The sequence below is a fragment of the Desulfothermus naphthae genome (assembly GCF_054657475.1).
Genome location: NZ_BAAHYQ010000003.1, coordinates 722,187 through 742,324 on the forward strand (window position 1 = coordinate 722,187; position 20,138 = coordinate 742,324).

The window sequence follows — 20,138 nt, forward strand, 5'->3', positions numbered from 1 at the left end:
AAGCTTACTCTATTTTATAAACATGTCTTTCATAAGGTTTAAAATTATCTTCAAAATAATTCTTTTTATAGTCACAAATCCTGTTCTCAAATTTTACTTCTACATGACTAATGTTTTTAATAGATAAAACTTTAATAGTTATTTTTTGAGGTTTATTTAAGGTATTAACTGCAATTATCCAATATTTTCCATTAACTTTTTTAGCCATCGCGTGAACATATTCTGAACCCTTTAGCTCAATAGGAAATCTTACTGGTTCATACAATACAGGAGCGAGCTCTTTCATTTCCGATATAACCACTTTTACTCTATTCCATAAAAGCTTTGATCCTGGCATCATTGGCCATGTTTGAAAACCAGTTGCCCCATAAATTGCAGCAAGATAAGCCATGCAGGAAAACTCATCGGGAGTGGGATAACGGCCTTTTCCGCCCCAAAGTTGTAACCAAAGAACCACAGGCTTCTTAAACTCACCTGTTACACATTCAAAAGCTGTATTTTCTGCTATATAGGTAATCGGATAGACTGGAATTGGATATTGGGTATGACTAACTATATCTCCAGGCACTTCTCCCTTATAAAATTTGTAATCTTCTAATAAATTACCATAATTAATGTAAAGTGGATGACAATTATCAAATTTTCTTGCAAATTCGATTATCTTCTTTGTAAATCCAGACCTAATCAATGACTTTTTGCATGGTTCATCGCATAAATACCACCCAAGTAAAGCTGGATGATTTTTTAATAAAGGGACGATAATTCGTTTTATTTCTTTCTTGTATTCTCGTAAAACTATTTCTGGAGGGAAATATTTTTTTACAGGTCTAAATTTACCATTTTTATCTCTAATGGCATTTGGGTTTATCCAAATAATAACTTTTAAGCCATATCTATACGCAAGATGAAGAAAACTTCTAATCTCTGGAAGAGAAGCATGTGAATTGTTCCACCTACAACTAAAAGAAGCAATTACTGTTGTATATCCATGTTCTTTTAAGATATTTAAAAGTTCTTTCCATCTAGTTTTATAAAGATGTGCCCGCATAAAACATGCTGCAAAGAAGAAAAAAGGCTTCCTGTTAACCAAGAGACAACGTCGTTCTGAATCAACTTTAACCGGACAAGCACCATTTTCTTTTAATTCATTTAATTTTACATCACCAAAATTTTCCTTCCAGCCTATTTTATATATTCTTTTATGAACTTTATCTACTGATAAAGGTTTTGGCATTTTTGAAAGATTACTATCATAAATGGATGGTTTAAATTTGGACGGTGATACTCCAGGTTCAAGTTGAACTGCATCTATCCACAATTTTCCAATCCCCATTGGAGTAATGCGAATTGCTCCAAATTTTTCTTTATAAGTCAAAAAAGTGCGAAAATAATAACGCTTCCAGTGAGTAGTAACCTTAACATAATAATCTTTTTGAAACCTTATCTTTACAGGAAAAGAAGGTCGATCGCTCTTCATATAAAGTGATAAAACATAAAATTTATTTTTCTTTAAGCGTTTCCATTTTCTTTTTCTAATTAACCAATCACTAAAACAAGATTCAGCATATAAATTGCCCACTAAACTTTTATTAGGAACTATAATATTTAGTGAATTCTTTCCGTGAAAACTCATATTTTTATCTACTTTCCAAAAAGAATACCAACCCTTTATTTTTTTAGGACCTAAATACTGATCCCAACAATCTGGAATATCCGGCACGGTAGTTATTTCAAAACTTCCATTTGGACAAAAATTTGAAGGATGAATAGATGAAAAACATCCAATAACAAAAAGAAAAAGAAATATTCCAAACCTTAAATAAAACATCTCAATAAGTCTCTTTCAAAAAGATATTTATATAAACACCATTACATATTCCGCAAATCGCCCAAAATAGCCAAACTCCAGTAACAAGCTGATAAAATATATGAGTCCCCATACCCAATACACTATAACCAAATATCAGAACAATCCATGTCTTACCAATATTCTTATAAAAATTATCAGAAGACCTTATCATCCTAATAGCTCTAATTATCATTAAAAATATCAAAAACAAAAATAAAAGAAAATTAATCAATCCAAAATCAATAAGAAGAATAATGTAAGCATTATGAGCTTCTCCAGCATTTATACCAGCTTTTACCGCAATAAAATTAGCACCTCCAATTCCTCTCCCAAGTAATATCTCTAAAAGATTACTATGTAAAAGTTCCTTTATATCTGCTCTCCATATACCCCATCTCCCAGTAAAAAGACCCAAAATTTCTCGACTATTGCTATTCCATACCTCATCTAAATGTGAAAAAAAGTAATAAATATCTGCAAGTTTATCCAAGGCTGTATTTAATAAGCCCAAGAAATAAAAAGAAGGTAAGCAAACTAAAAGCATAGCAATTATAAAAAATTTAATTTTTTTGTTTTCATGTAATAAAATAAGTATCATACATTCTGTAGTTACTGCTAGCCATCCAGTTCTTGCATAAGAGTAATATGTAATAATTAACATTATCATAAAAATTATAAACCATCTTAATCTAATAATAGAATCCCTCAATAAAAAAATTTTAAAAATAACTGTTGGCAAAATCATAACTATAGCATAGGTAATAATATGAGGATTATGAAATCCTGCTTTTGGTATCAAACGCTTAGCTATTAATGTCATATCACCTGTGATTAACTGCCAAAAAAAATAAATTCCGGGTAGCAGCAAAGTAAAAGGTAATGAAAAGAAAACCTTTTCTACCTTCTGTTTATCTGTTATATAAGAGCTGAAAACAAAAAACATTATAAATCCGCTGGAAAATTTTGCCCAGGCAGTTACTGCGTCTAAAGGAGCTCTGGTATGACTACCTAATGCTAATGGGATAAAACCACAGATAAGTAATGAAACTAATAAGAAATAATATAATATTACGAGACCATCTGTAAAAGATTTTCTTACTTTTATAGAATCTCTTCTTGTAAAAAATAATTTAATTAATAGAGACAAAGGAAGAATAATGGCTATAATATCAATGCCTGAAAACGCTTTAAACTTTACAGTATAAAGCCACTGTATTAGTAAAGATATAATACAGAAATAAATAATTAAATAATCAATTTCAAAAAAAAGTAAAATAAATATGATTATAGTTATAATCCAAAAAACTATTTTCATATTTTATATACTCTTTTATTGACTAACTTTACAAAAAATAGGAAAATAAAATTCAATTCCATTGCGATATATCTATTCCTATCAACTCATGTAAATTTTTATTATGTTCTTTAAAAAAATTTTGCAAAAATTTTCTTGTACTTGGTTTCATAGGTTCGTATTGAAATTTCTGTAAATTCTTTGATACAAGAGGAGATATTAATTTTTCTTTAAGAAAAAAACGCAATGTTTCTGGTACAAGACTTTTATATAAATTTTTAATTATGTTATCTTTATAAATAATCTTTTGTAAAATTTTTATCTTTGGCATAGAAGCTACATTATATTTTTTTGAAAGCAAATCTTCTGGAAAATAATCTTTTATTCCTAAAAAAGTATAAACCTTTTTTAAAGTAGATTTTAAGTCTTTTTTCATATCTTCATAAAGCAAAAAAAGCATTTGATCTTGAGGAAAATACTTTAAGTATTCTTTAATCTGATTATAATACAAACCATGACTTAAATAGTAAACACATTGAAGCTCTTCTAATTCTTTATTTTGTTTTAATAATTCTAATTCTCTTTCTATCGCTTCCTCAAAAGTTAAAGCATCTTCTAAACAATTTCTTTTACAATACCAATAATGAGAATATGCTCTATCTATAGGATTTCTAAAGATCACAATCAATTTCATTTCTCTATTAAAATCATATATCCTTTTTGCTGCTTTTTTTGCATAAAATAGAGTATTTACAGGTGCATGCCCAACTAATTTTTCTCCTTTCCAATCCTTAAAAAATTTTTTATAATATTTTATTCCTTTTTTATAAAAAGCATCTCTGTGAAAATAGGGAATTTCTTTTTCAAAAGGGACAAATACATCTGGATGCTTTGCTAAGTAATTAATTAAGGAAGTAGTTCCTGCTTTTTGAACCCCAATTATAAGAAAATTTGTCAACATAAGCTTTTCTCCATATTATTTTTCTATTACTTTAGCTAATAATTTAAAAGCATCATAACAATTCTCTTTTATTTCCTTTGATTTGTCTAAAAGATATTTTTTTATTTCTTCTTTTGTATTCCATTTATCCTCAAAAACATTGATAAAGGCTTCTATATCGTTATTATCTAAATCATAAACTAAATCCTTTCGACCAATTGTTTCTTCTATAATATCATGGGATCTAAAATCTTGTTTTACAGTAAGTTGTATAAAAGGTGTTCCTACAGTAGCAGCACCAATAACTGCATGTAATCTTTGAGAAATTAAAAAATCAAGCTCTCCAATAAAAGACTTCAATGTCCTAGCATCATATTCTTTTTCAACTAAAATTACTCTATCCTGATAACAAGTCAATTTAGACTTTATATCACGAGCTACTTCACGATCATCATTTTTAAGAGCTGACCTGATACAATGTGGTATAAATATAACTGTGCCATTTGTAATTTTTATAATATATTCAATCATCCTAGCAAAAAAACTAATATGAGTTTGATATCGCAACTCTTCATCTTTTATACCATAAAAATAAGGATAATAAGAAGTTCCTCGAACAGCTATCATTCCTATTAAAGGCTTTTTTGCTCCAACAAGATTTTCCTTTTGGAATAATTCTTCAAGATCCGATTTATTATAGGGTTCCATTAAAAAAGCAGGATCAGGATACCAATATATATTTGGAGCATTAATTAAAAATTTTAGGTATTCATAGGAATGTTTTTGTCTTACTACTATTAAATCTATTTTTGGAATAACAAATCTTGCCAATTTCTCTGTAATAGAAAATCTAAATTTTTTAAATCCCCCCCCAAAAATTAGAATTTTCTTTTCTATGGCTTTGCAAAACATAGCAAAAAATATGTTTAAATCTGAAATACAACCATCATGTCCTGTCAAAATAATATCAGCTTCTGAATATGCTTTCCAATTTTCAGATTTAAAGAAGTAAAAGGCTTTCTCTTTTAATGTTTTATACATAATTGCAAAAAATATATGTTTAAACCAAATATTTATTGCATTAACAATTCGTTGGAAAACAGACTTTCCTTTCGCGCCTGAAGGTCTAAATGATATTCCTGAAACTACCTTAACATCATTTCCATAATTTTTAGAATCCACTTCTTTATTATTAGAAAATAAATATATCTTTGGATCTAGATTAATAGCTTTTATTCCTGTTATCAAACCTAGCAAAATAGCTTCTTCACCCTTATTTTCGCTTGGAATTGATTCGGGTATGTAAATTTTGATTCTTTTATTCATAAATTTCCCCTTTTATCATTTTTGTATAATTGATCTCACTGTATTTTTAATAATCCTCATAACTCCTGAAACTTCAGTTGCAATTGCTGGATTAAAAACTAAATTAGGTAATGATATTCGTTTTAACTCATATACATCATCTCCAATTTTATTTAAGTCGCTTTTTATATTTTTATTTCTTACACCCAATCCAGAGTCATATCCTGCCTTTTTTACTAAGGATTTTATTTCTTCTGATACACGCCCATCCGGATAACAAAATGAAGTAACCTTAGAATTTAATTTATTCTCAATCTTAATCTTAGATTCATAAATTTCAGCCCAACATTCTTTATATGAAAGCTCTGTTAATCTTTGATGAGTCAATGTATGTGAGCCTATGGTTATTAATGAATCATTATTCAATTTTTGCACTTGTTTCCATGACATAAACAATTTTTTTGGAAGCTGCGAAATATCTACTTCTAATTTATCAGCTAATTCCAATATTATTTTTTTTCTCTCTTCATTATCTAATTTTATCATATAAGCATTAATCTTTAATCTTGCAAATCGCTTTTGTTCTCTTGTATGAAGGCCAAATTCATATGTTTCAGAGTCAAATTGAAACTTAAAAGACTTCTTTGATGTTAGATGAATGATAAAAATTAATCCCATATTCCACGGTAAATTACCTTCTATCAAATCAGTAATGATATACACTGTAGCAGGTGCATTATATTTTTTTAAAATAGGAAAAGCTGTCTTATAAGTTCCTATCCATCCTCCATCAAAGGTAATAGCCGCAATTTTTCCTTTTAATTTAATTTCACCCTTAACATGTTTCACTAAATTATCTATTGAAACTATATTATAGTGTTTTGATAACCATCTGACTTGTGCTTCAAAAATATCCTGCGGTGTAGAAAAACTGGATAAAATGTTATTTCCTACCTCATGATAAAAGATTATAGGGATATCTCTATCTGTAATTTTTTTATAAATCCAATTAAAACCACTATAATAAATTAAATTACTTAAAATTTTATTTAATATATTCATAATTGCTTTTAATATTGAACACGTCTATTATTCCATATTTAACTCTTTACTTTATTTAAAACAATTAAATCAACTTTGCATAAAGTCATTTAAAATTTGCTTAACTTCGGCAATATAAACCTGAGAATATTTACCACCTCTTGTTGAATTAAAAATAATCTTAGAACCATCAGGACTAAATGAAGCATGTGGATGATGCCATTCCGAACCGTATGGCTCTCTCACAAAGAAAGGGAAAATTTTATTTTTTTTTGCTGGTGTTTTTTTCTTCCATTGTTTCTGCTCAGATGACTTGGAATGAAAAAGTAGTTTTTTCTCTCCATTTAATGGATTTATTGCGTAAATACCAGTATCAGGTAAAGTAGTATCACAGACAATTAGATTTCTATCAGATCTTACAGTAGGATGTCTAAAATTAAACTGACTAATCATTCTTACTTCACCTTTCATATTAATCCCGATTAGCCCGTTTGGCCAATTTATAGCAATAATTTCGTCATCTGAAAGCCAATTTGGATGAGTAATCCATTTTCCCGTTCCCTGTCCATATAAATGACGATAATTTTTTCCATCTAAATCACATACCCATATCTCTCTTTCAACCTTATGTATTAATATATGCTCATTGTTTGGAGACAGAAGAGTAATTCCAGAAGCATCTACTTCTTTTATCACGCGAATTGTAAATGGTTTTCTTGTAGAAACAGTCACAACTCGGTAATTTTTGGGAACATAGCGAGATAATACTGCTATAAATAAGTTATTAAAAGTAGTGCAAAAAGACGATTCCTTTTTAAAAGGTGACTTGAAACAATAAAATAACTTTTTTATGTTTCTTCTAATAGATAAAGTTGGCTTTATCTGCGTTAGTAAAAATTCTCCATCCTTGCTTATACTTAAATGTCCCGCATAGCAATTTGGAAATTCAGCAATAACACTTTCTTTTAATGTTAAAAGCTCAAGGGATCTTATAGTGCTACCTACTGCATAGTAAACATATTTTCCATCTGGAGAAATACACGGTGAAATCCGAACAATATCTTCTTTATGATTTGTTAATTGTATAATTTTACTATCTTCAAGTGAGACCAAAAATAGATTTGAGTATCCTGTTCTACAGGATAAAATTATAACTTTATTTTGATCATTAGGCATAAAGGAAGTTTTAGTATAATACAAATTAGAATGATTAGCTGGCCAATTTGTTATTTGATAGATAGGAACTCCTGTAACCGAATCTTCAAGAATTATTTTCTCAGAAGGATAAATTTTTTCTTTTGTTAAAAACTCACTTTTGTTTGTCATTATAGTTATCCTTATAACTTTATATAATGTCTATGATATTGTTTTTCTTAAAAAAAATCTTTTATCTATATTTTTATAAAACTTCCCTCTTTCTCGCTCTTAATCTTACTTTTATCTGTTTTTTGAATTCCAGGGCATAATGTCTCAATTATATCGAATTCTGCGGGATAGTATAATCTGACCTCTGAAAATTTTAGATTTTTCTGACGATATATTTTTTACATATACCTCATTTATTACCTAAAGATTTACAAGATCGTGCCGTAAGATCTTTAATTTTTTTTTGAAAATAAATCCTAATATAAGTTTCTTCTTTGTCAAGGAAAAAATAGTAAGTTAACAAAATATACATAATAAATATACATATTGACAACATAATAGGCATGTTAAATAAATTCTTTATAAAAAGCGTCGGTAGTGAAATTATTCCTATACTAATTATCTTATAAAGATCCTTACTAAAAGGATGAATATGATAAAGATAATAGATTTCTACTAATCTAAGTAAATTTAGTAAAACAAGCGAGATACCAATACTAATTGCTGCCCCCATGATACCTAAATAAGAAACTAAAATATAATTAAGGATAGCATTCACCAAAAGCATACCAATATTATTTTTAAAAGTAATATCAGATCTTCCAGACATATATATTATCTGATTTGTAAGCCCTAAAAAAGAAATAAAAAAATATGCTACACTTAAAATTCTAACACAGTTAGAGGCTTCAACAAAAGAACTCCCAACTATCCGCAAAAAGAATTCCGGGAAATATAGTAAAGATAAAAAAATCGGGGTAATTATAATAACATTCCATTTAGTAGCAGTTTTAAATAAATCAGACAATGCAAACAAATCTTTTCTGGATTGAAACTCTGATACAAAAGGTTCAAAGATTGGTTGAAATGAATTGCTAATAATTTGAACAAATCTCATTAATCTAACTGCTACTCCATATATACCAATTTGATACGCAGGAACTAACATGCCCAAAATTATAATATCTATTTGTCTATTTAATCGTAATGTCAACGAAGATAATACCATAGGGATGGAAAATTTTAATAATTCTCTGAGTTCATACTTTAGTTTTCCTTTCTTAGGAGGAAGGAACTTTGTAGCAACACATATCGCCACAACACATGATAAAAATGAGGAGCTTATATAAGCAAATAAAGCTCCATTTAATCCCATATTAAAGACTAATATAAACAACACTCCCAGAAGAACACGAAATCCAATCCATATAAAATTTTCTATATAAGCAGTATATTTCATAATTTTAAATCCACGTGTAACAGCATTAGCTATTCTCATCAACGCTGTAAAAGGAATTGATAAAGATAGTATTACAAGAATATTTGCAAGATTTGAATTATTAAATATAACGGTTTTTGCTAAAAATATAATAAATATCAGCGTTATACTTGCTAATAAACTTATTAAGTACGCTATTTGAATTGTGCCTCTTAATTTTGAAGAATTATCTTGTATTCTATATATGGAAATGTATCTTACAATGCCATATACTAACCCCATATTAGCAAGCACAGTAAGAATATCAACAATTGTAACACCCAAAAAATAAAACCCTAAATCACTGATTTTTAAAACCTTTGCCAAAAATATTGTATATAAAAAAAGTAATCCTCTTCCGCCAATAAAACCTGTAAAATTTATCGCAGCCCCTTTTGCTAATTTTAATGAATGCTTATCTATCTTATTCATATAACCCTTTAATTTCAGTAACCAAAGTTGTTTTTCATATATCTTTCACCTGTTAATTAGAAAAAATAATTATTCATCAAAATTATCTCTTTTGCGCAATTAATAAATAGTAAACAGCATGCTTATCACTAGGAAATATTTTATCTAAAAACAATGCAATTACAACAAACAAATTGGTAGTGATTGGTAAAAGAGGAGTAAAAGGTATAACAACTATTGTGGATATTATTTTCTTCAGACCAATATGCCAATTTTCATTTGAAGGTTTTAAAAATACTTTGATACCATCTGACAACATGGAAAATATATATTGTTTGAAAGAGATTGCACTTGTTATCCAAAATCCTTCTCCCAATGGAACAATTTTATCAATTACAAATCCATTATCTTCTGCCATTACTTTTAATCCAAATTTTGTAGCTCGCCAACAGTCATACCCTTCACACCATATAGGATACATAAAACCAGTTGTGATTATTAAATAACCATCTGATTTCAATACTCTATTCGCTTCTCTAAAAAACATAAAAGGATTTCTGAACACATTTAAAGCATTAAAGCATAAAACAGTATCAATTGAATTGTCCAATATAGGCAAATAAATTGCATTTCCAACTACATCTACTTCTTGGTGACTATCTAAATCTAAACCTACGTACTTACTAATATTACCTGAAAAATAATTTTTATAAGGTTTGTGACCACATCCCACATCCAACACTACTCCTTGAGGTAATGCATGGATTTTTTTTATTCCATTAGTCAAAATCATTCTACTGCTAAAATTACAAAAATCTTTATACAGTTTAAATAAATTTTTCATTACTGAATACATAATAACAGTCCTCTCAAATTAAATTTGACAAATTTTTGTAAAATAGATATGTAACTACATTACACACAAGCAGTCTCCAACTTCCAATACAAAAACCCTTCCTTTCCTGCCTCTTCTCTATTATAAACTCCTTTAACATCAATTAAAAAATGTGTTAATGCGTATATGAGTTTCTGGGTTAATGGGTAAATGCGAATATGAGTTAATGCGTCCATGGGTTAATGCGTTAATGAGTTTTTGAGTTAATGGGTTAATGGATTAATGAGTATATGGGTAAATGTCTAATTAAGTCAATGGGTTTTTCGTCTTAAAATTTCAATTTGCGAAAATATTCTATTATTTGAAGAAATATATCCTAATTTGGATGATATTACCATTTGAGTTTCCAGTTCCCTCAAGGACCATAGACTAAAAATTGAATAAATTTCCCAGTGTCTGTGATCTGTGTGTGTGATCTGTTTCTCGCACTGACCACTGTAAAAAGTGAGCGAAAAATGTTTCCTCTATTCTCTCAACTCTATCTTTAATTATCGTATTACTTAATGGTTCTTTTATATTTTTTAGACTTTCTTTAACCATTATGAGAAGTTCTACGTTCTATGTTCCAAAGTTTATGGGTTTGTGAGTTTATTGGGTTCAACGCTTAATCCATCCACCCATGTACCCATCCACACATTAACCATTAAAACATGCAAGTCTTCAAGCTCATTAAGTCATATAAATTTATTAGTACTATTGATGGTGTCGCACATAAAAGCAATCTACAACCTCCAATACAAAAACCCTTCCTTTCCTGCCTTTTCTCTATCATAAACTCCTTTAACGTCAATTAAAATTGGTTTACCTGTATTTGATAATTCTTTTAATCTTTTAAAATCTAATTCTTTATAAAAAACATCATGCTTTACAGCAACTACTATTGCATCGTATGGACTGAATTCCTGTATATCTTCTATTAAATTAATTCCATATTCTGCTTTTACTTCATCTCTATAAACATATGGATCATAAACAAAAACATCTATTCCATATTCTCTTAACTCATTATAAATATCTATTACCCTTGTATTTCTAATATCACTTATATTTTCTTTAAAAGTAAAACCCAGAATCAAAACCTTACAATTTTTTACTGCTTTTCCAGCTGCGATCAATTTTTTTACTGTATTTTCTGCAACAAATTTGCCCATATAGTCATTTATTCTTCTACCTGCTAGAATAACCTGTGGATGATAGCCTAGTGCTTGAGCTTTAAAAGTGAGATAATAGGGATCTACTCCGATACAATGTCCCCCAACAAGTCCTGGTTCAAACTTTAAAAAATTCCATTTTGTTGCTGCTGCTTCTAACACAGATTTTGTATCAAGTCCCATTTTATTAAAAATTATGGATAACTCATTTATAAGGGCAAGGTTTAGATCCCTTTGAGTATTTTCTATAACCTTTGCTGCTTCTGCTGTTTTTATATCTGTGGCTTTAAATATTCCTGCACTAATAACACTGCCGTAAATTTCTGCGAGAAAATCCCTGACCTCGTGTGTATCGCCTGCTACAACCTTTGTTATTTTATCTACAGTATGTTTTTTGTCTCCAGGATTCACCCTTTCAGGGGAATAACCTACATAAAAATCTTCCTTCCACTTAAGCCCACTCTCTTTTTCAAGTATTGGCACGCATATATCTTCAGTAACTCCTGGATATACCGTGGATTCATACACCACAATTGACCCTCTGGATAAATATTTGCCAATTGTACCTGAAGCGGATTTTATGGGATGGAGCTCTGGCATCTTGTGTTCATTAATAGGTGTCGGGACAGTGACGATAATTAACTTACATTCAGAAATCTTCTCTGGGTTGTCTGTAAAATCTATTGAGCAATTTTTAAGCTCTTCAGAAGTTATTTCTCTGGTCCTATCAAATCCTTTTTTTAATTCCTCTATTCTTTGAGCACTGATATCAAAGCCCACTACATCAAACTTTTTATTTAATAATACCGCAAGAGGAAGACCAACATAACCTAAACCAACTACTATTATTTTATGCTTTTTAGATAAAAAATCCTCCACTGGATACATATTATTTTCTCCACATTTAAGTGACACTGCAAATAATATTAGACCCTAAATTCATAACATACAAATTTAAAATCTGGGATATTGTGTTTTTTCATTTAATGTATTTTTAACATTTTTACGCAATCTTTAAGGCTTCCAGATGCAACACTTTAATTACTACATTCGCTGTTAATTTAAAAATTTTGCTAAAACCTCTATTATTCTCTTTGAAGCCTTTCCATCCCATTTATCTGGAATTTTGCCTTTTTTATACCTGCCTTCTTCTATATCTTTTACTAATCTCGGTAATTTTTCAAGATATTCTCCAATAATTGTATTAGAACCTATTTCTACTGTTATTGGCCTTTCTGTATTTTCCCTTAATGTTAAGCAGGGAATACCTAATGCTGTTGTTTCTTCCTGAAGACCACCACTGTCTGTTAAAACGCATAATGCATCTTTCCATAAAAAAAGGGAGTCAGAAAAACTTAGGGGCTGAAATGAGATAATGTTTTCTGGAAGTTTTAAATCAAATTCTTCTAATCTTTTCTTTGTCCTTGGGTGAATTGGAAATATTATAGGCACATGAAGCCTGCTCAATACATCTAAGATCTTTGCCAATTTATCCTTTTTATCTACATTTGATGGCCTGTGAAGTGTGAGAAAGGTATATTTATTTAATCTTTGCTTTAATTGTATAAAATATGGTTTAATCTGTCTTTCTTCAAGTTTATTTAACTGATAAAACAAATTATCTATCATCACATGACCTACAAAAAAGATATTTTTCTCAGGCTTTCCTTCCTTTAAAAGATTTTCTATGGCTGATTTTTCTGTTACAAAGAAAAGATCAGAAATAGAGTCTGTTACAATCCTGTTTATCTCTTCAGGCATACTCATATCTCTGCTTCTTAGCCCAGCCTCTACATGAGCTACTTTAATTCCTAATTTTTTAGCCACTATTGAACAGGCCAATGTGGAATTAACATCCCCAACCACCATGCAAAGATCAGGCATATCTTGAACACATATTTTTTCATATTCTACCATTATCTTTGCTGTTTGCTCTGCATGTGTGCCAGAGCCTGCTCCTAAATAATAATCAGGTTGTGGGATTTCTAAATCCTTAAAAAAAGACTCTGACATCTCATAATCATAATGCTGGCCTGTATGGATTATCCCATAAGGGATCTTTTGTCTTTTTAGTTCCCTAACAATAGGGGCTATTTTCATAAAATTCGGCCTTGCTCCTGCTATTAGATGTATCATTTGAGTTAATGGGTTTATGAGTTAATGAGTTAATGAGTTTTTGAGTTTTTGAGTTAATGGGCATATGAGTATATGGGTAAATGTGTAATTAAGTCAATGGGTTTTTCGTCTTAAAATCTCAATTTGAGAAAATATTCTATTATTTGAAGAAATATATCCTGATTTAGATGATATTACCATTTGAGTTTCCAATTCCGTCAATAACCCCAGACCGATATATAAAAATTGAATAAATTTCCCAGTGTCTGTGATCTGTGTCTGTTATCTGTTATCTGTTTTTTGTTTTCCACACACACTGATCACTCACACTGGTCACTCTTATTAGTGTCTGTGATCTGTGTGTGTTATCTGTAATCTGGAATCTACTTACACTGATTACTGTTATCTGTGATCTGTGTCTGTTATCTGTTATCTGTTTTTTGTTTTCCACACACACTGGTTACTCACACTGGTCACTCTTATTAGTGTCTGTTATCTGTGTGTGTTATCTGTAATCTGGAATCTACTTACACTGATTACTGTTATCTGTGATCTGTGTCTGTTATCTGTTTTTTGTTTTCCACACACACTGGTTACTCACACTGGTCACTCTTATTAGTGTCTGTGATCTGTGTGTGTTATCTGTAATCTGGAATCTACTTACACTGATTACTGTTATCTGTGATCTGTGTCTGTTATCTGTTTTTTGTTTTCCACACACACTGGTTACTCACACTGGTCACTCTTCTTAGTGTCTGTTATCTGTTATCTACTGACCCTGTTTACTCTAAATGGGCATATGAGTATATGAGTAAATGTGTAATTAAGTCAATGGGTTTTTCATCTTAAAATCTCAATTTGAGAAAATATTCTATTATTTGAAGAAATATATCCTAATTTAGATGATATTACCATTTGAGTTTCCAGTTCACCTAGTGACCCCAGACCGATGATATAAAAATTGAATAAATTCCAAATATCCAAACCCTTATGCATCATCCATCTACCCATTTCTCCATTACCATTAAAGGTAATTCCTTAATTTATTATGGTTTTTCTATCCCCATATGCAAATCCTATTATTGGAGCTGTTAGTGTTGTTTTTTCCTCAACGGCTTAAATTTAAAATCAATAAAAAATCAATCCCCCAAAAGAGGGATTTTTTATTTCAACATCAATTTTAGAATGGCCGTCAAGGCAGCTATTTGACCTATCCAGAAGATAAACATCCATTTAATTGTATCAGCTCTCCACTTATGGATTTCTCGCATTAAACGCTCTTCCGTAGATTTTATCTCTCCCCTCAGTTTTCCCTCTATGGATTTTATCTCTCCTCTCAATTTTTCCTCAGTTGATTTTATCTCTCCCCTCAGTTTTCCCTCTATGGATTTTATCTCTCCCGTCAATTTTTCCTCTGTAACCTTTATTTCTCCTCTAACCTCTTTTATTTCTCCTCTGACCTCTTTTATTTCGCCCATTAATCTTTCTTCAGTGGCCTTAAGTTCATCTTTAGTCACCAATTCTTTTGTTAATTCATCTTTTAGCTCATTTTTTATTATTACTTTTTGTTCCTTTGCTTTATTTTCAATACTCAAAAGACCTTCTTCTATGGACCTTATTACCTTTTTAGCTACCTCAGGATCTAATATTACTCCTTCTATTGATTTTGTTAGCTCATAGGGTAAATGCACTGACATTTACAAACTCCTTATGTTATAAATGTGTGTATGCGTTAATGTGTATATGTGTATATGCGTATATGGGTTAATGCGTTCATGAGTTGATGGGTTAATGAGTTTTTGAGTTAATGGGTTAATGAGTATATGAGTAAATGTGTAATTAAGTCAATGGGTTTTTCGTCTTAAAATCTCAATTTGAGAAAATATTCTATTATTTGAAGAAATATATCCTGATTTGGATGATATTATCATTTGAGTTTCCAATTCCGTCAAAGACCCCAGCCTAATATAAAAAAATTGAATAAACTCCAAATATCCAAACCCTTATGAGTCACCCACTCACCCATCCACGCATTAACGCATCCACCCATTTACCCATCTACCCCTCCACATGTCATAACAGATTAAATTGTTTTAATACTGTTCTGAGTTCTGGTTTTTGTTCTGCGAGTTCTCTTAAGGCATTTATGAGATCTCTCAATTTCCCTTGTCTTTCAAGTGCCTCTATTGCTTCATCCCTTGATTTTTTTATTATGGTCCTCCTGTCCCAATAAGCAAATCCTATTACTGTAGCTGTGAGGGTGGTGAATATAGCAGTTAATATCCACAAAAAATTTATTATCTCATCAAATCTCTTGTTCACGTCTTCAAATCTTTTATTTATATCCTCAAATCTTCTGTTTATATCTTCAAATCTTTTATCCATCTGTTCAAATCGCTTATCTATCAGTTCAAACCGCTTATTTACATCCTCTCTAAGCTCTCTAAATCTCTTATCTGTCTGTTCCATAAATATCTTTAAAGTTGCCTTTATCTCTGAGATGTCCTGAAAAAGTTTCTTTTCCTCTGACGGCGTCATGCCAAATACAGAGGAACTCCCAAATAAAATGAATAATAAAAATATAATTGTCTTTTTTAGCTTTGATTTTTCTATTAATAAATAGAACATTATTTTATCCTGGAATTTTCAATAAAATTTAACTTCTCCATCCCTGGGAATTAAAAAAAAAGCGAGTTATACAAAAATAAGAGCTTATTCTTTTTTAGATATGCTTTTTTATTAAGTGGTCTAAATTAAAAATCAATGAAAATCAATCCCCCAAAAGAGGGATTTTTTATTTCAACATCAATTTTAGAATGGCGGTCAAGGCAGCTATTTGACCTATCCAGAAGATAAACATCCATTTAATTGTATCTGCTCTCCATTTATGGATTTCTCGCATTAAACGCTCTTCCGTGGCTTTTATCTCTCCTCTTACATCTTTTATCTCTCCCCTCAGTTTTCCCTCTATGGATTTTATCTCTCCTTTTACATCTTTTATCTCTCCCCTCAATTTTTCTTCAGTTGACTTTATCTCCCCTCTTAATTTCTCTTCAGTTGATTTTATCTCTCCCCTCAGTTTTCCCTCTATGGATTTTATCTCTCCTCTCAATTTTTCCTCAGTTGATTTTATCTCTCCCCTCAGTTTTCCCTCTATAGCTTTTATCTCTCCTCTAACCTCTTTTATTTCTCCTCTGACCTCTTTTATTTCGCCCATTAATCTTTCTTCAGTGGCCTTAAGTTCATCTTTTGTCACCAATTCTTTTGTTAATTCATCTTTTAGCTCATTTTTTATTATTACTTTTTGTTCTTTTGCTTTATTTTCAATACTCAAAAGACCTTTTTCTATGGACTTTATTACCTTCTTAGCTACCTCAGGATCTACTATTACTCCTTCTATTGATTTTGTTAGCTCATATGGTAAATGCACTGACATTTACAAACTCCTTATGTTATAAATGTGTATGCGTTAATGTGTATATGCGTATATGGGTTAATGCGTTAATGAGTTTTTGAGTTAATGGGTTAATGAGTATATGAGTAAATGTGTAATTAAGTCAATGGGTTTTTCGTCTTAAAATCTCAATTTGAGAAAATATTCTATTATTTGAAGAAATATATTCTAATTCAACTGATCACTCTTGTCAGTGTCTGTGATCTGTGTGTGTGATCTGTTTTCTGTTTTCCACACACACTGATCACACACACTGATCACTGTAAATAGTGAACCTTGAGAAGTGCCAGGCAAAAAATGTTTTCTTTTATTTTGTAAACTACTATTATTAAGCTTTTATAGTGTTATTTTTTCAGGATTTAAAACAGGATAACCTATCTCCTCAACAATTTTACAAAGAACTTCATCTGATGCTACAAAAAACCAATCTTTTTCTTCTGCTAATAATATAAATGTTGAAATTTGCAAAGAATCCAACGTCCTTAAACTATAGTATCTTCCATATTTTTCTAACAAATCTATTCCTTCTTTTATAATTAGAGAGTTCAGAGGTTCTACATAAAAATATTCCATTTCCAGCTTTATCCCTTCAATTGCTATTTCCAAATTACTTTCATCTATCTCTTTCATTCTATATTTTTTGTATAACGCACTAAATATTTCAATAAGAGCCAACTCTGATATCCAAATATTATTAGTCTTTTTTAAAATTATACCACTTACAATCTCGCTTCCTTTCTCATCATAGAAATGTTTAACTAATGCTGAAGTATCAAAAAAGTAATTCATATTCTCTCAGCTCTATCTTTAATTATCGTGTTACTTAATGGTTCTTTTAAATTTTTTAAGCTCTCTCTAACCTTTAAATACCCTCTTCGCTTTGATAAATTTTGTCCTTTTTTTGTTTTTTTTGTGATATTTAAAATTTGATATAGTAACAACAAATCTTCTCTTTCCATATTGTTAATCTGTTCAATTATATAATCTTTTATTTTCATAAAAAAACTCCTATTTGAGAAGTTTTACATCCTATTTTACCAGTTTATAGGCTCTTTTTCTTGAAAAGAGAGATATAGTTTCCTCCTTGATTAAGGTAATTCTTTTCAAGATAACCTCTAAAGAAGTTAAAATTTCTTCTTTATTATTAGTTAGTTTCAATAATTTCTCTTTATGTTTAAAAAGTTCCACAAAAACAAAATTACAACTGTAAAAAGAAAAATTTTCACCTTCAAGCAAAATATCTCTAATCTTACTTTTTTTTAAGAGAGCGGAGAAAATTATATTAGTATCAACAACTATTTTCATCTCTAATTCCTTCCAAAAACTTATTCCCATTCCTCTCCCACCACAATTTTTTAATCTCTTCTGCAAAACACAATAATTCATCTTCATCAAGATCTAACTCATTTACTGCTAATTCTAATTTTACTCTTTCAACAAATTTTTTTACAAAGTCCATCTCTAACAAATTAACGGGTATTTTAATTGTTAGTTCTCTCATAATTTTCTCCCTATTTCTTCATCACTTTCTTGCGTTATTGGGTTAATGGGTATATGTGTTAATGGGTTAATGCGTTCATGAGTTAATGGGTTATTGAGTATATGTGTTAATGTGTAAATGAGTCAATGGGTTTTTCGTCTTGAAATCTCAATTTGAGACAATATTCTATTATTTGAAGAAATATATTCTAATTCACATGATATTACCATTTGAGCTTCCAGTTCCGCCAAATACCCCAGACTGATATATAAAAATTGAATAAATGCCAAATATCCAAGGCCTTATGCGGCACCCGCTCACCAATTCACGTATCCACACATCTACCCATCCACCCATTTAAAGTAAATCCAAAATTGCATTTTGCAGCTGATATGAAAAATAAAGTCTTATTCCTTTTTCTTGGATATACCTTTTTACCTGGGGCGATGTTTGATATGTTACCATTATTAACACCTTTTCTCCAGGAAAAAGATGCTCCACTCTGGATAGTTTTTTAAGAAAACTATCTACATCTTTCTTCTTTAGCTGAGTCTTACATTCTCCAAGGATCCATACCACTGATCCATTCTTTTTCCCTTTTCCTATAATGTTTAGTTCTTCATAATTATTCGGAGATAATTCTATAAAATCTCTTTTTATTTCTCTTACTTCTAGTCCCAAATCTTTATTCAAAATTTGGGGAAGTGCAAGATATGCCCTGTCTTCAAGCACATAGCCCACGGTATGAGAAAGCCCTCCAAGTTGTTCTCTAGTCTTTCTGTGTTCAGATACAAGTTTTTTCAATTCCTCTTCTGTCTTCTTCTGGGCCTCAGCTAACTCATTTAACCGCTGCTCTGTTCTCTTTTGAGCCTCAGCAAGCTCGTTAACCCGCTGCTCTGTTCTCTTTTGAGCCTCGGCCAATTCATTTACTTTTTGAGCAAGTGAATCAAGACGCTCTTCCGTCTTCTTCTGAGCCTCAGCAAGCTCGTTAACCCGCTGCTCTGTTCTCTTTTGAGCCTCAGCAAGCTCGTTAACCCGCTGCTCTGTTCTCTTTTGAGCCTCAGCCAATTCATTTACTTTTTGAGCAAGTGAATCAAGACGCTCTTCCGTCTTCTTCTGAGCCTCAGCAAGCTCGTTAACCCGCTGCTCTGTTCTCTTTTGAGCCTCAGCCAATTCATTTACTTTTTGAGTAAGTGAATCAAGACGCTGCTCTGTCTTCTTCTGAGCCTCAGCAAGCTCGTTAACCCGCTGCTCTGTTCTCTTTTGAGCCTCAGCCAATTCATTTACTTTTTGAGTAAGTGAATCAAGACGCTGCTCTGTCTTCTTCTGAGCCTCAGCCAATTCATTTAACCGTTGCTCTGTTCTCTTCTGGGCTTGTGCAAGCTCTGCAACAATATCTCTTAATTCCCTGAATTCATCCTTTGTTACTCTTTCTTTTTGCTGCTTTTCTATCTCTTCTAGTATTGCCAACAAAACATCTCTTAAACTAGGCTCTACTGTTTCTAATTTCTTAAAAAGATTAACAGTTATAACAGACATATCTCTTATTTCCTTTTTTTGATATCCTTAATATAATTAAC

Annotated in this window: 19 protein-coding genes; all 19 read right to left on the reverse strand. The window is 30.6% G+C overall.

The annotated features are described in order from the left end of the window. Positions 1-4: 4 nt before the first annotated feature. Positions 5-1,828, reverse strand: a complete 1,824-nt coding sequence (locus tag ACYQ1E_RS15220; RefSeq protein ID WP_459881248.1) for a hypothetical protein — start codon at positions 1,826-1,828, stop codon at positions 5-7. Between the two features lies 1 nt (position 1,829). Further along, on the reverse strand, positions 1,830-3,164 hold the full coding sequence (locus tag ACYQ1E_RS15225) for an O-antigen ligase family protein (RefSeq protein ID WP_459881251.1): 1,335 nt from the start codon (positions 3,162-3,164) through the stop codon (positions 1,830-1,832). 52 nt (positions 3,165-3,216) lie between these two features. Continuing rightward, positions 3,217-4,104 (reverse strand): sulfotransferase domain-containing protein, encoded by an 888-nt coding sequence (locus tag ACYQ1E_RS15230; protein WP_459881254.1) that lies wholly within the window; start codon positions 4,102-4,104, stop codon positions 3,217-3,219. A gap of 15 nt (positions 4,105-4,119) precedes the next feature. Continuing rightward, positions 4,120-5,409 (reverse strand): polysaccharide pyruvyl transferase family protein, encoded by a 1,290-nt coding sequence (locus ACYQ1E_RS15235; protein WP_459881257.1) that lies wholly within the window; start codon positions 5,407-5,409, stop codon positions 4,120-4,122. A 15-nt stretch (positions 5,410-5,424) separates the two neighbouring features. After that, on the reverse strand, positions 5,425-6,450 hold the full coding sequence (locus ACYQ1E_RS15240; protein ID WP_459881260.1) for a polysaccharide deacetylase family protein: 1,026 nt from the start codon (positions 6,448-6,450) through the stop codon (positions 5,425-5,427). A 69-nt stretch (positions 6,451-6,519) separates the two neighbouring features. Beyond that, entirely contained in the window at positions 6,520-7,755 is a 1,236-nt protein-coding gene (locus ACYQ1E_RS15245; RefSeq protein ID WP_459881263.1) for a TolB family protein, read from the reverse strand. Between the two features lie 229 nt (positions 7,756-7,984). Next, the gene (locus tag ACYQ1E_RS15250) at positions 7,985-9,484 is read right to left on the reverse strand and encodes a flippase (protein WP_459881266.1); all 1,500 of its coding nucleotides are present in this window, start codon (positions 9,482-9,484) and stop codon (positions 7,985-7,987) included. An 82-nt stretch (positions 9,485-9,566) separates the two neighbouring features. Next, a complete protein-coding gene (locus ACYQ1E_RS15255) occupies positions 9,567-10,319 on the reverse strand; it encodes a class I SAM-dependent methyltransferase (RefSeq protein WP_459881269.1) in 753 nt (250 codons plus the stop codon). A 761-nt stretch (positions 10,320-11,080) separates the two neighbouring features. Next, positions 11,081-12,397 (reverse strand): nucleotide sugar dehydrogenase, encoded by a 1,317-nt coding sequence (locus ACYQ1E_RS15260; RefSeq protein ID WP_459881271.1) that lies wholly within the window; start codon positions 12,395-12,397, stop codon positions 11,081-11,083. A 168-nt stretch (positions 12,398-12,565) separates the two neighbouring features. Next, the gene (gene wecB / locus ACYQ1E_RS15265; protein ID WP_459881274.1) at positions 12,566-13,645 is read right to left on the reverse strand and encodes a non-hydrolyzing UDP-N-acetylglucosamine 2-epimerase; all 1,080 of its coding nucleotides are present in this window, start codon (positions 13,643-13,645) and stop codon (positions 12,566-12,568) included. 1,142 nt (positions 13,646-14,787) lie between these two features. Continuing rightward, positions 14,788-15,321 (reverse strand): hypothetical protein, encoded by a 534-nt coding sequence (locus ACYQ1E_RS15270; RefSeq protein WP_459881277.1) that lies wholly within the window; start codon positions 15,319-15,321, stop codon positions 14,788-14,790. A gap of 147 nt (positions 15,322-15,468) precedes the next feature. Continuing rightward, positions 15,469-15,615: a four helix bundle protein gene (locus ACYQ1E_RS15275; RefSeq protein WP_459881280.1), complete on the reverse strand. Its 147-nt coding sequence runs from the start codon at positions 15,613-15,615 to the stop codon at positions 15,469-15,471. 82 nt (positions 15,616-15,697) lie between these two features. Then, entirely contained in the window at positions 15,698-16,252 is a 555-nt protein-coding gene (locus ACYQ1E_RS15280) for a hypothetical protein (RefSeq protein WP_459881283.1), read from the reverse strand. Between the two features lie 166 nt (positions 16,253-16,418). After that, positions 16,419-17,060, reverse strand: coding sequence for a hypothetical protein (locus ACYQ1E_RS15285; protein WP_459881286.1), 642 nt, complete (start codon positions 17,058-17,060; stop codon positions 16,419-16,421). A 354-nt stretch (positions 17,061-17,414) separates the two neighbouring features. After that, positions 17,415-17,867 carry a type II toxin-antitoxin system VapC family toxin gene (locus ACYQ1E_RS15290; RefSeq protein ID WP_459881289.1) on the reverse strand — a complete coding sequence of 151 codons (453 nt, stop codon included), beginning with the start codon at positions 17,865-17,867 and terminating at the stop codon, positions 17,415-17,417. Then, positions 17,864-18,076 (reverse strand): hypothetical protein, encoded by a 213-nt coding sequence (locus tag ACYQ1E_RS15295; RefSeq protein WP_459881292.1) that lies wholly within the window; start codon positions 18,074-18,076, stop codon positions 17,864-17,866. The genes ACYQ1E_RS15290 and ACYQ1E_RS15295 overlap by 4 nt, the downstream gene beginning before the upstream one ends. 31 nt (positions 18,077-18,107) lie before the next feature. Next, entirely contained in the window at positions 18,108-18,383 is a 276-nt protein-coding gene (locus tag ACYQ1E_RS15300; protein ID WP_459881294.1) for a PIN domain-containing protein, read from the reverse strand. Further along, positions 18,367-18,579 (reverse strand): hypothetical protein, encoded by a 213-nt coding sequence (locus ACYQ1E_RS15305; RefSeq protein WP_459881297.1) that lies wholly within the window; start codon positions 18,577-18,579, stop codon positions 18,367-18,369. The genes ACYQ1E_RS15300 and ACYQ1E_RS15305 overlap by 17 nt, the downstream gene beginning before the upstream one ends. A gap of 336 nt (positions 18,580-18,915) precedes the next feature. Beyond that, entirely contained in the window at positions 18,916-20,097 is a 1,182-nt protein-coding gene (locus tag ACYQ1E_RS15310) for a coiled-coil domain-containing protein (protein ID WP_459881300.1), read from the reverse strand. Between the last annotated feature and the right edge of the window lie 41 nt (positions 20,098-20,138).